We start from the raw sequence: 13,370 nt of genomic DNA, 5'->3' as shown, positions 1-13,370 counted from the left end.
GGGCCGGAAACGCTCCGGGCGTAGCTTCCGGGCATCGCCAACCCGAACCCGGAGGGCCGTCATGACCATCCTGTTCATCGATGATCCGGCGGAGGAAACCGTTCTCGTCGTCTCCTGCCCGGCCTGCAAAACCCCACAGGAGGTGCGCGTCGCCCCGGGCACGTCCGTGGGCGAGGTCTGCGTCCACTGCAACGCCCTGTTCTCCGTGCGCCTGTTCCCCAGCGGCATGGCCGTGGTGGATTAGCCGGACGCGCTCCGCGCCCGGCGGAGCGGCCCGGGGCCGGGCGCGGACGCACCGCGCGCCCCCCTTTTTCCCGTTGCCAGCCCCAGGCCTTTGGGGTACGTCCTGGCGCTTATGCAAGCGCGCGTCATCAAAGCCAATATCTTCCTGCTCATCACGGCCGCGGTCTGGGGCTCCGGCTTCGTGGCCCAGCGCTCGGGCATGGACTACGTCGGGCCCATGACCTACAACGCCGCGCGCTTCGCCATCGGCGCCCTGTCCCTGGTGCCGCTCATCTGGTTCCTGACCCGGCGCGGGCTCAGCGGCCCGGCGCCCACGCCCGCCGGGCGCTCCCTGGCCCTGCGCGGCACACTCATCGCCGGGGCCGTGCTCTTCTGCGGCGTGGCCCTGCAACAGATCGGCCTGGTGCAGACCACGGCGGGCAAGGCCGGGTTCATCACCGGGCTGTACGTGGTCCTGGTGCCCTTCTTCGGCATGGCCGTGGGCCAGCGCCCGGGCGCGGGCGGGGTGCTCGGCGCCGCCCTGGCCGCCGCCGGGTTGTACTACCTGAGCGTCACCGAAGGGTTCGCCCTGGCCCCGGGCGATCTGTGGGTCATGGTCTGCGCCGTGTTCTGGGCGGTGCACGTCCACGTGCTGGGCTGGCTTTCGCCCCGGGTGGACTGCGTGCGCCTGGCCTTCGGCCAGTTCGCCGTCTGCTCGGCCATCCACTGGGTCGCCGCCCTGCTGACCGAGGAAATCTCCTGGGCCACCCTCTCGGCCGGATGGTTCCCCATCGTCTACGGCGGCATCATGCCCGTGGGCGTGGCCTACACCCTGCAGGTGGTCGCCCAGAAAGACGCCCCGCCGACGCACGCCGCCGTGATTCTCAGCCTGGAGGCCGTGTTCGCCGCCCTGTGCGGCTGGGCCGTGCTCGGCGAGACCATGGGCCTGCGCACGGCCCTGGGCTGCGCCCTGATGCTTGCGGGCATGCTGCTGACCCAGCTCTGGCCCGCCAGAAAAGCCTGACCGTCCGCGCCTTCCCCCGGGCGCCGTTTTGCCGTAATCCTTGGGGCATGGAGGCGCCATGAATTTCGGCCTGAGAATCGCCCTGGCATCCCTGTCCACCCACAAGCTGCGCACGATACTGGCCATGCTCGGGGTTTTCCTCGGCGCCCTGGCGCTGACCGGCGTGCAGCACGTGTCCCAGGCCATGGTCCGCAAGGCCGAAATCGAGACCGAAAAACTCGGGCCCAACCTGTTCATGGCCCGCGCCGGGAACATCCGCTTCCGCCGCTCCGGCGGCTCCGGCGCCACCGGGGACATCCGCACCTTCAAGGTCGCCGACGCCTACGCCGTGATCGAGGGCCTGCCCGCCGCCGCCTCCGGCGCGCCCTTCACCCAGGCGCCCATGGAAATCCGCGCCGGGAGCGTCAAGGTTCCCTCCACCCTGGTCGGCTCCACTCCGGAATACCTCCACGTACGCAGCCTGGAGCTGGCCCAGGGCCGCTTCTTCAACCAGCAGGAACTCCACGACCGGGCCATGGTCTGCGTCCTGGGCTCGAACATCGCGGAGCGCCTGTTCGGCGGGCCCGACGCCGCCGTGGGCCGCGAGGTCTATTTCTTCCGCGCCCGGCTGCGCGTGGTCGGCGTCTGCCTGCCCAAGGGCGCCGACATCGTGGGCACCGACCAGGACGAGCAGGTCTTCGTGCCGCTGTCCACCTACATGCGCCGCATGGCCAACACCGACGCCATCACCGGCGTCTACGTGGAGCTGGCCCCCGGGGCCGACCCCGAGCAGGCCCGCAGCTCCGCCACGGGCATCCTGCGCCAGCGCCACGGCCTGCAACCCGGCCAGCCCGACGACTTCTTCGTGCTCACCGCCCGCGACACCATCGAACTCCAGCAGCAGGCCCTGGACCTCGTGTCCGTCCTGGGGCTCATCAGCTCCTCGGTGTCCTTCGCCGTGGGGGGGCTGGGCATCCTGTCCATCATGATCCTGCTCGTGCGCGCGCGGCGGCTGGAAATCGGCGTGCGCCGCGCCGTGGGCGCCCGGCGCGGGGACATCGTGGCCCAGTTCCTCTTCGAATCCGGCCTGCTCTCGGGGGTCGGCGGGGCCCTGGGCGTGGTCGTCGCCCTGGTCCTTCTGGGCGCCCTGTACGCCCTGAGCCCCTTCCCCGCCGTGTTCGACCCGCTGCTCATCGCCGCCGTGCCCCTGGGCTCCGTGGCCCTGGGGCTGGCCGCCGGGGCCTACCCCGCCTGGCAGGCCTCGCGCTACGAAATCCTGGACATCATCCGCAGCCGAGGCTAGCGACCCGGCCGTGCTCCACGGCCGGGCGGCAACGCCGCGCCGACGGCGAGGAGTCCTTGACATCCGCTCCTCCCGGGGCTACTTCCACCGAATGTCGAACAAAACGTTTGTCGGAGATGAACGTGCGATGCCCGGCGGGGCCCTGCCCGAACACGCCGCCGCACAAGAGGGAAACGGCGCGGACCCCGCCCTGGTGGAGGCCATGAACGAAGCCCTGCACGCCCTGATCCTGGGCCTGCGCCTGCACCGCCTGGACAGTTGGGACCCATTGCTCAAGGGCCTGAATTTCATCGATATGGGCATCATCCAGCGCGTGAGCCGCGATCCGGACCTGATCCTCAAGGACATCCGCACGGCGCTGGGCGTCCCCCAATCCACCCTGTCCAGCGCCGTCAGCCGCCTGGAGGCGCGCGGCATCCTGCGCCGGACGCTCTCGGCCCGCGACAGGCGCTCCTACGGCCTGGCCCTCACGGCCAAGGGCCGGCGCATCGTGCGCGCCCACGAGGCCCTGGACCAGATGCTCGCCACCAGGATGCTCACCGCCCTGGACGACGAGGCCGACCGCCGGACCCTGGCAACGCTGCTCGGCCGTGCCGCCGGTCGCCTGGCCGACGAAGCCTGAGCCTTTTTCCCGGCCCTTAAGAAACGAACTTCGCACAAAACGATAAACGGAGGAACCATGCCAAATCCAACACCCACGAAGGAAACCGAAGACAGGCAGGCCCCCCGGGGGCTCACCCAACCCGGGCTGGCCGCCACCGCCGACGGCCGCCCCCTGTTCGCCCACTACCTCGGCGCGGACCACAAACCCCTGGGGCTGGCCTTTTCCCGGCCCTCCGGCCTGCTGGGCCGCCTGGCCGGGGCCCTCATGGCCCGCAAAAACAACCCGATGAACGCCTTCGCCATCACGACCCTGGCCCCGCAGGACGGCGAACGCATCCTGGAGATCGGCTTCGGCCCGGGCACGGCCCTGGCCATGCTCGGGCGCCAGGCGCCGGGCTGCCCGCTGGCCGGGCTGGACCCCTCGCCGCTCATGGTCCGGGCCGCGACCCGGCGGCTGGCCGCCCTGTCGCCCGCTCCGGACCTACGCCAGGGCACGGCCGACGCCCTGCCCTGGCCCGAGGGCCACTTCGACGCCGTGCTGGCCGTGAATTCCCTGCCTTTCTGGTCGCCCCTGGACCGGGCCCTGGGCGAGGTCCGCCGCGTACTGCGCCCCGCAGGCCGCTTCGTGGTCGGCATGCGCATGACCCTGCCCGAGGACCAGGGCAAACTGGAGCCGGGGTGCGCGCCCCACGAGGTGCTGACCCTGCGCGGCCTGCTGGCTGCGGCCGGGCTGGAGCCGGAAACGGAATCCGCCCTGCGCGGCAGGCGCGAAACGCGCTGCCTCGTGGCCCTGCGCCGCCCCTGAACGACAGCAGGATTCATCAAGCACGCGGCGGCGTGTCACGGTACTGTCGCTTGACAGGGTGAAACGTTTATTTTAGTCGCCCGGATGAATCATTGTTTCAACCGTATGTTTGAGAGGCCTGCGCGCATGCCGCATCCCGCTCCGCGCCCCGCTTCCGGCGCCGAACCCGCCGCCCGGCGCCGCTCCACCGCGGCCCGGCTTTTCGACGCCGCGATCACCGAGTTCGCCCGCCACGGCTACCAGGGCGCCACGGTGCGCGCCATCTGCCAGCGCGCGGGCGCCAACACGGCCGCGGTGAACTACCACTTCGGGGGCAAGGAGCAGCTCTACGCCCAGGTGCTGGAGCATATCTTCCGCGCCCCGCGCGAGACGCGCGCCGCCCTGCGGCCCGACCTCGCCGCCGCGCCCGCCGCCGAACGCCTGCGCGAGTTCATCCTCAACTTCTTCCACGAGGTCTACGGCTGCGTGGACGACCGAAACCAGTGCGGGGACCTGGCCTCCATCTTCATCATGGAAATGGCCCACCCCTCCCCGGCCCTGGCGAGGATCATCGACACGTACATCCTGCCCGATTCCCGGCGGCTGACGGACATCGTGGCCGAGCTGCTCGGCCCCGGCGCGGCCCCGGATCTGGTGCGCTACGCTTCGGGCGCCGTGGTGGCCCAGGTGCTGCACTTCTGCAATATCGGCCCGATCATCGCCCGGCTGGCGCCCGAATCCCTGCCCGTTCCCGGGCGGCTGGAGGCCCTGGCCGACCTGGCCTTCCGCTTCTCCCTCGGCGGCCTGGAAAGCCTGGCCCGCCAGCACCCGAACCATCAGCCGTGAGGACATCGATGCACGCGATGCAGTGCCTCCGCCTTCTGGCGGCCCTGTTTGCCGTGGCCCTGGCGGCGGGCCGGCCCCTGCCCGCCCCGGCCCAGGAGCTTGCCACGGCCCGGCCCGCCACGGTCCAGGTCCGCCTGTCGGGCTTCACCCGCGCCCGGGCCGAGATACCGCTGGTGGCCGAGGCCACGGGCAAGGTGCTGCGGGTCATGGCCGACGTGGGCCAGCCCGTGGGCGCGAACGGCGTCTTCGCCCAGGTGGACCCGACCTTCATCGAACTGGACCTGCGCGACAACGCCGTGCAGCGCGGCAGGCTGCGCGAGCGCATGGCCTACGACGAAACCGAGGCCGGGCGCTACCGGCGGCTGGTCGGCCAGGGCAACGCGGCCCAGGCCCGACTGGACGAACTGGAGCAGGCCCTGAGCCAGAGCCGCCACGAGCTGGCGGCGCTGGAGGTGGCCCGCGACGTGCTGGCCGAGCGCCTGCGGCGCACGCGGGTCACGGCCCCGGCGGGGTGGGTCGTCGCGGCCCGCGAGGTGGAGCCCGGGCAGTGGGTCACCGAGGGCCAGGTCCTTGGCCGGATCGGGGACTTCAACACCCTGCTGGTGCCCTTCGCCCTGAGCCCCGAGCAGTTCGCGGCCCTGCGGGGCGCAGCGGACGGATTGACCCTGGCCCTGCCCGAGGCGGGCGGTCCGGTGCGGGCCACGGTCCACCGCGTCTACCCCGGGTTCGACCCAGAAACCCGCAAGATCGCCGTGGATCTGGCCGTCGCCGACCTGCCCGGAGGGCGCGGCGGGCTGCGCGCGGAACTGACCCTGGAGGTGCCCGACCCCGCCGGGGGCGTGCTGCTGCCGCGCGGCGCCGTCACCGAGCGCTACGAGCAGCACTGGGTCCGCCGCGACGACGGCACGCAGGTCCAGGTGGTGCTGCTGGGCAACCACGGCGGCCCGGAGGGCGACCTGCTGCGCGTGGCTTCGCCCCAGGTGGCCCCCGGCCAGCGCTTCGCCCTGCAGGCGCAGGAGTAGCCCATGCGCCCGGTGGTCCGCTTCACACTGGCCCAGACGGTCCTGTTCAACCTCGTCTTCGTGGCGCTCATCGTGGCCGGGGCGTTCTCGGTCATGCGCGTGCCCGTGGAGCGCTACCCGCAGGTGAACTTCGGCAAGGTCATCGTCTCCTGCTTCTGGCCCGGGGCCAGCGCCCAGGACATGGAGGCCCTGGTCACCCGCAAGATCGAGGACGCCCTGGAGGACCTGGAGCAGGTCGAGTTCATCCAGTCCTCGTCCTCCCAGCAGTTCTCGGTACTGGTCGTAAAATTCAACGACGACACCGATTACCAGACCCTGTACGACGAGCTGCGCTTCCGCGTGCTGTCCATGATCGACGAACTGCCCGACGACGCGGACCCGCCCGCCTTCACCCTCGTGCGCACCTCGGAGTGGCTGCCCGTGGTGGCCGTCAACCTCGTGGGGCCGAGCGGCAACCGCGCCCTGAGCCTCATGGCCGAGGAGCTCAAGGTGCCCCTGGCCGACATTCCGGGGGTGCAGGAGGTGGAGATCGAGGGCGAATACCAGCGCGAATTCCACGTGCTGCTCGACCCGGGGCGCATGGCGGCCCTGGGCGTCTCCTTCGACCAGGCCGCCCGGGCCCTGGAGGCGGCCAACGTCTCCCTGCCCGCCGGAGACTACACCAACGAATCCGGCGAGTTCATGATCCGCGTGGACGAACGCTTCCGCACCCGCGACCAGGTGGCCGCCACGGTGGTGCGCCGCGACAAGGACGGCTCGGCGGTCACCGTGGCCGACCTGATGAGCGACGCGCGCCTGGGCTACCGCGACCCGCGCGTCATCTCCTCGGTCAACGGCCAGGACGCCGTGACCCTCAAAATCAAAAAGACCGAGGCGGGCAACGCCCTGGACATCATGGCCGGGGTCCAGGCCGTGCTGGCCGACTTCCGCCCCGCCCTGGACCGCGAGGGCGTGGCCGCCGTGCCCACCCAGGACTCCACGACCTACATCGCCGACGCCATGAGCACCCTGGGCTGGAACATGGCCCTGGGCATCGTCCTGGTCTGCGCCATCATCTGGTACTTCATGGGCGCGCGCAACGCGGCCCTGACCACGGTGGGCATCCCCTTCGCCTTCCTGACGACCATGATCCTCATGTACCTGACGGGCAACTCCCTGAACGAGATCACCCTGTTCTCCTTCGTGCTCGTGTCGGGCATCATCGTCGACGACGCCATCGTGGTGGTGGAGAACATCTACCGCCACATCCAGGAGGGCCGCCCCCTGGGCGAGGCCATCGTGGACGGCACGAGCGAGGTCATGATCCCCGTGGTCTCGGCCACGGCCACCACCGTGGCCGCATTCCTGCCCATGCTCATCATGACCGGCTCCACCGGCGAATTCTTCGCGCTGATCCCCAAAGCCGTGAGCTTCGCCCTGGCGGCTTCGCTGTTCGAGTGCATCTTCATCCTGCCGCTGCACTACAAGGATTGGGGCCCCAGGCCGCACCCCGGCGACGCCCGGGCCGACGAGGACACCGCCCTGCTGCGCGTGCTGCGCCGGGTCACGGTCCGGCTGATGCGCGTGACCATGCGCTGGCGCGCGGCCAGCCTGGGCGCCGTCCTGGCCGCCTTCATCGCGGCCCTGGCCGTGTTCGGCCTGTCGCTGTCGGGAACGGTGCCGCTCATTCCCATCCAGTTCTACCCCGACGACTACAGCCTCTACTACGCCTTCATCGAGGGCTCCGGCACCACGAGCATCGAAACCACCTCGGCCAGGGTGAAGGAAATGAGCGCCGCCATCATGGCCGAGGGGCCGGGCATGGCCCGCTCCGCAGCCGGATACGCCGGATTCACCGTCACCGAGGACTACGAGCAGGTCTACGGGGCCAACCTGGGCACGGTGATGGTCACCCTGCCCGGCAAGGAGGAACGGACCTTCCAGGACCCCATGGCCCACCTGGAGCGCATCAAGACCATGCTCGCCGGACGCTTCGGGACGGACGGCTTCTCCGTCACCGTGCGCCCCGAAAAGGACGGCCCGCCCTCGGGCAAGGACGTGACCGTGCGCGTAGTCGGCACCAACGAGGCCTCCATCGCGGCCCTGGCCGGGGCCGTGACCGAGGCCCTGCGCGGCCCGCAGCTCGGGCCGCACCTGGACCAGCTCGACGACGACCTGGGCCGCAACGCCCGCGTCTACCATCTGGCCGTGGACCACGCCCGGGCCAGCGAGCACGGCGTGGACGCGGACCAGGCCGCCCGCATGGCCGCCTCGGTGCTCGACGGACGCTACGCGGGCAAGTTCCGCCTGCACGACGAGGAGGTGGACCTCAAGCTGCGCCTGGACCCCGCCGCCCTCGAACGCCCCGAGGACGCCCTGGCCGTGCCCGTGCTGGAGCATCCCGCGGGCCCCGTGCGCCTGGGCGACATCGCCACGCCGAGGGCCGTGTCCGAACCGCGCGAACTCAAGCGCTACAAGCTCCAGCGCGCCAGGACCATCACGGCCAACATCCGCCCCGGGGCGCCGCTGTCCGCCGCCGGAGTGGTCAGGCACATCGGCGCACTGTACGACGCGCGGCGGACCGAGTTCCCCGGCGCCACGCTGGACTTCGGCGGCGAATTCGAGGACACCCGGCGTTCCTACACCTCCCTGACCTACGCCTTCGTCATCGCCGTATTGCTCATCTACCTCATCCTGGCCACCCAGTTCCGGTCCTACATCCAGCCGCTCATCGTCCTGTCCGCCGTGGTCTTCGCCCTGACCGGGGTCATCTTCGGCAAGCTGCTGACCCAGTCGCTGTTCACCGTCAACAGCTTCATCGCCGTGGTCGGCGTCACCGGCGTGGTGGTCAACGACTCGCTGGTGCTCATCGACTTCATCAACCGCGCCTACCGCCGGGGCCTTTCGCGGCGCCAGGCCGTGGAGGAGGGCATCCGCGTCCGCCTGCGGCCCATCCTGCTGACCACCCTGACCACCACCCTCGGGCTGCTGCCCATGGCCCTGGGCATCCCCAGCTACTCGCTGGTCTGGGGCACCATGGCCTCGACCTTCGTCACCGGCCTGGCCACCGCCACCATCCTGACCCTGTTCATCGTGCCCGTGGAGTGGGACCTGCTGGCCCAGTTCCAGGAATGGCGCGCCCGCAGGGCCACGGGCCCGGGGGCCGGTCCGCAGGGGCCGCCGCCCGGCGAGGGCTGACCCCCGGCGGCACCCGCCCGCCCTTCCGCCCTCCCGCCCCGGGGCCGCGCGGCGCCGGGGCCGCATGCGGGGCCCCGGCCCGGGCCCGGCGTCTCCCCCCGGCGCCCCGGCGACACCCCGAAAAACGCCCCGGCGTGGACAGCGCCCGCGCCCTTTGCTAGCGTGACCGGGCGGATTTCCCCAAAAGCCTTCTCCACCAGCCGTTCCCGCCGAGGTGTCCCGTGGGCATGAAATTCCTGGACCACGATCTGCTCGATTCCCTGGAGCAACCCGAGTTCGCGGAATTGCGCAAGGTGCTGCGGCGACGGGCCTTCGCCCCGGGGGCGCTCATCTTCGGCCCCTGCGAGGCCGAAAACCTCGTCTTCGTGGTGGTTTCCGGCCGGGTGCGGGTCTACCTGTCCTACGAAGAAAAGGAGTTCACCCTGGCCGTGCTGGGCCGGGGCGACATCTACAGCAACCATTCGGGCACGTTCATCGAGGCCCTGGACGAAGTGGAGCTGCTGGTCACCGACGTGCGCACCGTGCGCGCGCGGATGCTGGGCATCCCCGAGGTGACCCTGACCATGATCCGCGTGCTGGGCAACCTGTTGCGCAACACGTTCTCCATCATCGACGGGCTGGTGTTCCACGACGCGGGCAGGCGCCTTGCGGCGCTCCTTGCGGGCGAGGCGCGCAAGTCGGGCACCCCCGAGGGCGCCGGGACGCTCCTGCACCTCGACCTGCCCGTCGAGCAACTGGCCTGCATGGTCGGCGCCACGCGCCAGACCGTCTCCTCCCTGCTGGGCGACATGGCCCGCCAGGGGCTCCTGGAGCGCCGTTCCCGGGGTCTGTATTTCATCCCCGACCTGGACGCCCTGGAGCGCGCCTCCGGCGAATAACCGCCGCCCGCGCCGCTTCTCCCTCCGCCCGGCCCGCGCCGGGCCGCCTCGTCACACGAATATCCGCATCATATGCCGCCTTTTGTCGCCCCGCCGACAAACACGCGGGCCCCGGCCTGTTATCCAGAGTGCAAAACCAGGAGATTCCGGCGCACCGGGGGGTGGCGTCGGCTCCGGACGCGGCCCCCGGCCGCGCCGCACCGCAACCAGGAGATGTGGGTTATGACCAAGGAACCGAGACCCGTCGAGGAACTGTCCATCTGGGCCGACGCCCAGGCCATGCTGACCAAGGCCCGCAAGGACGGCGTGCGGACCGCCTGGGACCGCCTGGAGGCCCAGACGCCGCACTGCACCTTCTGCGACCAGGGCCTGACCTGCAAAAACTGCGTCATGGGCCCCTGCCGCATCAGCACCAAGGAAGGCAGCAAACGCCGACGCGGCGTGTGCGGCGCCGACGGCGACGTGGTCGTGGCCCGCAACTTCGGGCGCTTCGTGGCCGGGGGCAGCGCCGGGCACTCCGACCACGGCCGCGACCTCATCGAGGTGCTCGAAGCCATCGTCGAAGGCCACACCGACGCCTACCGCATCACCGACGAGGCCAAGCTGCTGCGCCTGGCCGCCGAGGTGGGCATCGCCGTGGACGGCCGCCCCGTGATGGACGTGGCCCGCGACTTCGTGGACGCCTGCTATGCCGACTTCGGCAGCCGCCGCAAGGCCGTCATGTTCACCGCGCGCGTGCCCGAAAAGCGCCGCGCCCTGTGGGAGGGCCTGGGCATCACCCCGCGCGGGGTGGACCGCGAAATCGCCGAAATGATGCACCGCACGCACATGGGCTGCGACAACGACGCGCCCAACACCCTGCTGCACGCCGCGCGCACGGCCCTGTCCGACGGCTGGGGCGGCTCCATGATCGGCACCGAACTGTCCGACATCATCTTCGGCACGCCCACCCCGCGCGCCTCGCGCGTGAACCTCGGCGTGCTGCGCAAAGATCAGGTCAACATCCTCGTCCACGGGCACAACCCCGTGGTGTCCGAAATGGTCCTGGCCGCCGCGCGCGAGCCGCAAATGATCGAGCGCGCCAAGGCCCTGGGCGCCACGGGCATCAACGTCGCCGGGCTGTGCTGCACGGGTAACGAACTGCTGGCGCGCCAGGGCGTGCCCATGGCGGGCAACCACCTCATGACCGAGCTGGCCATCGTCACCGGCGCCGTCGAGGCCGTGGTGGTCGACTACCAGTGCATCATGCCCAGCATGGTCCAGGCCGCCGGATGCTACCACACCCGCTTCATCGACACCGCCGCCAAGGCCCGCTTCACCGGCGCCATCCACTTCGACATCCACCCGCACAACGCCCTGGAGCAGGCCCGCGAGATCGTGGGCATCGCCGTGGACGCCTTTGCCGAGCGCGACCCGAACCGCGTGGAGATTCCCGGCGAACCCGTGGACATCCTGACCGGCTTCTGCAACGAAAGCGTGCTCGCCGCCCTGGGCGGCAGCCTCAATCCGCTCCTGGAGCAGGTCAAGGCGGGCAACATTCGCGGTTTCGCCGCCGTGGTCGGCTGCAACAACCCCAAGTTCCAGCAGGATAGCTGCAACGTCGGCCTCATCCGCGAGCTCATCAAGCGCGACATCCTCGTCCTGGTCACCGGCTGCGTGACCACCGCCGTGGGCAAGGACGGGCTGCTGGTGCCCGAGGCCGCCTCGCGCGCCGGGGCGGGGCTTTCCGCCGTGTGCAAGGCCCTGGGCGTCCCCCCGGTTCTGCACTTCGGCAGTTGCGTGGACAACTCGCGCATCATCCACCTCTGCGCCCTGATCGCCAACGCCCTGGGCGTGGACATCGCCGACCTGCCCGTGGCCGCCTCGGCCCCGGAGTGGTACTCCGAAAAGGCCGCCGCCATCGGCATGTACGCCGTGGCCAGCGGCATCAGCACCCACCTGGGGCTGCCGCCGCACATCACCGGCTCCAAGGCCGTCACCGACCTCGCGCTCAACGGGCTGGAGGGCATCGTCGGCGCCGCCTTCATGGTCGAGCCCGACCCCGTGAAGGCCGCCGCGCTCATCGACGCGCGCATCAGCGCCAAGCGCAAGGCCCTGGGCCTGCCCCGCTAACCCCCCAAGCGGGCCGTCGGGATTTCTCCCCCCCTCTCCCGGCGGCCCGCGTTCTCCCGGAGGCCGACATGAAACTCGCATTTGCCGGCAAAGGCGGCGTGGGCAAAACGACCCTGTGCGCCTGGACCGCAGACTACCTCGCCCGCCAGGGCCACACCGTGTGGATGGTCGACGCCGACACCGCCCTGTCCCTGGGCCAGGCCAGCGGCGTGGCGCCCGCCGCCCTGCCCGAGCCCCTGGTGGTCCGTGAGGATCTGATCCGTCAGCGCATCGGCGCGGGGGGTATGATTTCCCTCTCCCCGGCCGTGGACGACCTGCCCGAGCTGCTGGGCGTGGATGTGCCCGGGCCCGGCCCCGGGCGCAGGCGCCTGCTGGTCATGGGCACCGTGGCCGGGGCGGGCGGCGGCTGCGCCTGCGAGGCCAACGCCCTGCTCAAGTCCCTGCTGGCCCACCTCGTGCTCGACCGCAACGACTGGGTGCTCGTGGACCTCGAAGCCGGGGTGGAACACCTGGGCCGGGGCACCGTGGCCCATGTGGACGGGCTGGTCGTGGTCAGCGAGCCCTCGCACCGGGGGCTCGAAACCGCCGCGCGCATCGCCGCCATGGGCGCCGACCTCGGCCTGGGCAACCAGGTGCTGGCCCTCAATCGCGCCTCCGATGCCCCCCTGCCGCCCATCCCGGGGCTGCCCGGGCGCGTCCTGCGCCTGCCGCCCCTGCCCGGCCTCGCCGCCCGCCAGCTTCAGGACCCCAACGTCCTGAACCTGCCCGAGGCCGCCACCGTCGACGGCTTCGTGGCCGACCTGCTGGCCGCGCTGGAACACGGACGACGGTAGGCCTGCGCGCGCCGCACGCCGCGCACTGACGAAACTCCGCCCCGGCCTCCTGCGGACGGGCCGCCAGAGCGCACCAGGGCTGGTCCTAAGCACCTTTAATTTTTAGACCTTCGGATTCATGCGAAGGGAGGAACGGCTGCCCGCGCGGCAACACGCCTCAACCCGAACCTGACGCCGCGCGGAGGGGCGAAAGGAGCACAAAAAGAAAAAGGGCTTACGGTCATGCCGACCGTAAGCCCTTGATTTGCTGGTAGCGGGGACAGGATTTGAACCTATGACCTTCGGGTTATGAGCCCCAGTCAGCCCTTTTCCCTCGATTTCCTTTCAGTTCATTCTACATCCTAACAGTTCACCATCATTGAAGAAGTCTTTCACTCTCTTTCCTTTGATTTCCCCTGATTTCACCCAATTTCCATTTCAAAAGTCACAGATTAGTCACAGATTGAACTGCCGGGAAATGGCGGGAAATCGGGCCAGCAAGGGGTATTTCGTGATCAATAAATCTGATATTCCGCCAAGTCCTGACGCTAGAGAGGGCGTCCATCCTCGCCCTGCACCTCAAAAACATGCTAGACGACCAAGGCCAT

11 protein-coding genes are annotated in these 13,370 nt (G+C 70.4%); all 11 read left to right on the top strand.

Annotated features, from left to right (window positions below; genetic code table 11):
* Positions 1-61 precede the first annotated feature (61 nt).
* The 11 genes from ACZ5KV_RS09815 (at position 62) to ACZ5KV_RS09765 (ending at position 12,783) form a co-directional block, all read left to right on the top strand.
* Complete coding sequence (locus tag ACZ5KV_RS09815; protein WP_464239122.1) at positions 62-244, top strand: hypothetical protein; 183 nt, start codon at positions 62-64, stop codon at positions 242-244.
* Positions 245-355: 111 nt separating this feature from the next.
* Positions 356-1,246, top strand: a complete 891-nt coding sequence (locus ACZ5KV_RS09810; protein ID WP_464239121.1) for a DMT family transporter — start codon at positions 356-358, stop codon at positions 1,244-1,246.
* Between the two features lie 58 nt (positions 1,247-1,304).
* Positions 1,305-2,528: an ABC transporter permease gene (locus ACZ5KV_RS09805; protein ID WP_464239120.1), complete on the top strand. Its 1,224-nt coding sequence runs from the start codon at positions 1,305-1,307 to the stop codon at positions 2,526-2,528.
* A 127-nt stretch (positions 2,529-2,655) separates the two neighbouring features.
* Positions 2,656-3,150 (top strand): MarR family winged helix-turn-helix transcriptional regulator, encoded by a 495-nt coding sequence (locus ACZ5KV_RS09800; RefSeq protein WP_464239119.1) that lies wholly within the window; start codon positions 2,656-2,658, stop codon positions 3,148-3,150.
* A gap of 57 nt (positions 3,151-3,207) precedes the next feature.
* The gene (locus ACZ5KV_RS09795) at positions 3,208-3,936 is read left to right on the top strand and encodes a class I SAM-dependent methyltransferase (protein WP_464239118.1); all 729 of its coding nucleotides are present in this window, start codon (positions 3,208-3,210) and stop codon (positions 3,934-3,936) included.
* A gap of 126 nt (positions 3,937-4,062) precedes the next feature.
* Positions 4,063-4,761 carry a CerR family C-terminal domain-containing protein gene (locus ACZ5KV_RS09790; RefSeq protein WP_464239117.1) on the top strand — a complete coding sequence of 233 codons (699 nt, stop codon included), beginning with the start codon at positions 4,063-4,065 and terminating at the stop codon, positions 4,759-4,761.
* Between the two features lie 17 nt (positions 4,762-4,778).
* Positions 4,779-5,783, top strand: a complete 1,005-nt coding sequence (locus ACZ5KV_RS09785; protein ID WP_464239116.1) for an efflux RND transporter periplasmic adaptor subunit — start codon at positions 4,779-4,781, stop codon at positions 5,781-5,783.
* 3 nt (positions 5,784-5,786) lie between these two features.
* Positions 5,787-8,960 (top strand): efflux RND transporter permease subunit, encoded by a 3,174-nt coding sequence (locus tag ACZ5KV_RS09780; protein ID WP_464239115.1) that lies wholly within the window; start codon positions 5,787-5,789, stop codon positions 8,958-8,960.
* A gap of 227 nt (positions 8,961-9,187) precedes the next feature.
* Positions 9,188-9,838, top strand: a complete 651-nt coding sequence (locus tag ACZ5KV_RS09775; RefSeq protein WP_464241829.1) for a Crp/Fnr family transcriptional regulator — start codon at positions 9,188-9,190, stop codon at positions 9,836-9,838.
* A 222-nt stretch (positions 9,839-10,060) separates the two neighbouring features.
* Entirely contained in the window at positions 10,061-11,950 is a 1,890-nt protein-coding gene (gene cooS / locus ACZ5KV_RS09770; protein WP_464239114.1) for an anaerobic carbon-monoxide dehydrogenase catalytic subunit, read from the top strand.
* A 68-nt stretch (positions 11,951-12,018) separates the two neighbouring features.
* Entirely contained in the window at positions 12,019-12,783 is a 765-nt protein-coding gene (locus ACZ5KV_RS09765) for an ATP-binding protein (RefSeq protein WP_464239113.1), read from the top strand.
* The last annotated feature ends 587 nt before the right edge of the window (positions 12,784-13,370 follow it).

The sequence above is a fragment of the Desulfocurvus thunnarius genome (assembly GCF_055390965.1).
The sequence above is the reverse complement of the archived record's forward strand: the minus strand, read 5'-3'. Positions and strand labels throughout refer to the sequence as shown.

Bases quoted from the DNA above. Each gene is read 5' to 3' on its own strand.
- ACZ5KV_RS09815 (WP_464239122.1), top strand. From the start codon at position 62: ATGACCATCCTGTTCATCGATGATCCGGCGGAGGAAACCGTTCTCGTC.
- ACZ5KV_RS09810 (WP_464239121.1), top strand. From the start codon at position 356: ATGCAAGCGCGCGTCATCAAAGCCAATATCTTCCTGCTCATCACGGCC.
- ACZ5KV_RS09805 (WP_464239120.1), top strand. From the start codon at position 1,305: ATGAATTTCGGCCTGAGAATCGCCCTGGCATCCCTGTCCACCCACAAG.
- ACZ5KV_RS09800 (WP_464239119.1), top strand. From the start codon at position 2,656: ATGCCCGGCGGGGCCCTGCCCGAACACGCCGCCGCACAAGAGGGAAAC.
- ACZ5KV_RS09795 (WP_464239118.1), top strand. From the start codon at position 3,208: ATGCCAAATCCAACACCCACGAAGGAAACCGAAGACAGGCAGGCCCCC.
- ACZ5KV_RS09790 (WP_464239117.1), top strand. From the start codon at position 4,063: ATGCCGCATCCCGCTCCGCGCCCCGCTTCCGGCGCCGAACCCGCCGCC.
- ACZ5KV_RS09785 (WP_464239116.1), top strand. From the start codon at position 4,779: ATGCAGTGCCTCCGCCTTCTGGCGGCCCTGTTTGCCGTGGCCCTGGCG.
- ACZ5KV_RS09780 (WP_464239115.1), top strand. From the start codon at position 5,787: ATGCGCCCGGTGGTCCGCTTCACACTGGCCCAGACGGTCCTGTTCAAC.
- ACZ5KV_RS09775 (WP_464241829.1), top strand. From the start codon at position 9,188: ATGAAATTCCTGGACCACGATCTGCTCGATTCCCTGGAGCAACCCGAG.
- cooS (WP_464239114.1), top strand. From the start codon at position 10,061: ATGACCAAGGAACCGAGACCCGTCGAGGAACTGTCCATCTGGGCCGAC.
- ACZ5KV_RS09765 (WP_464239113.1), top strand. From the start codon at position 12,019: ATGAAACTCGCATTTGCCGGCAAAGGCGGCGTGGGCAAAACGACCCTG.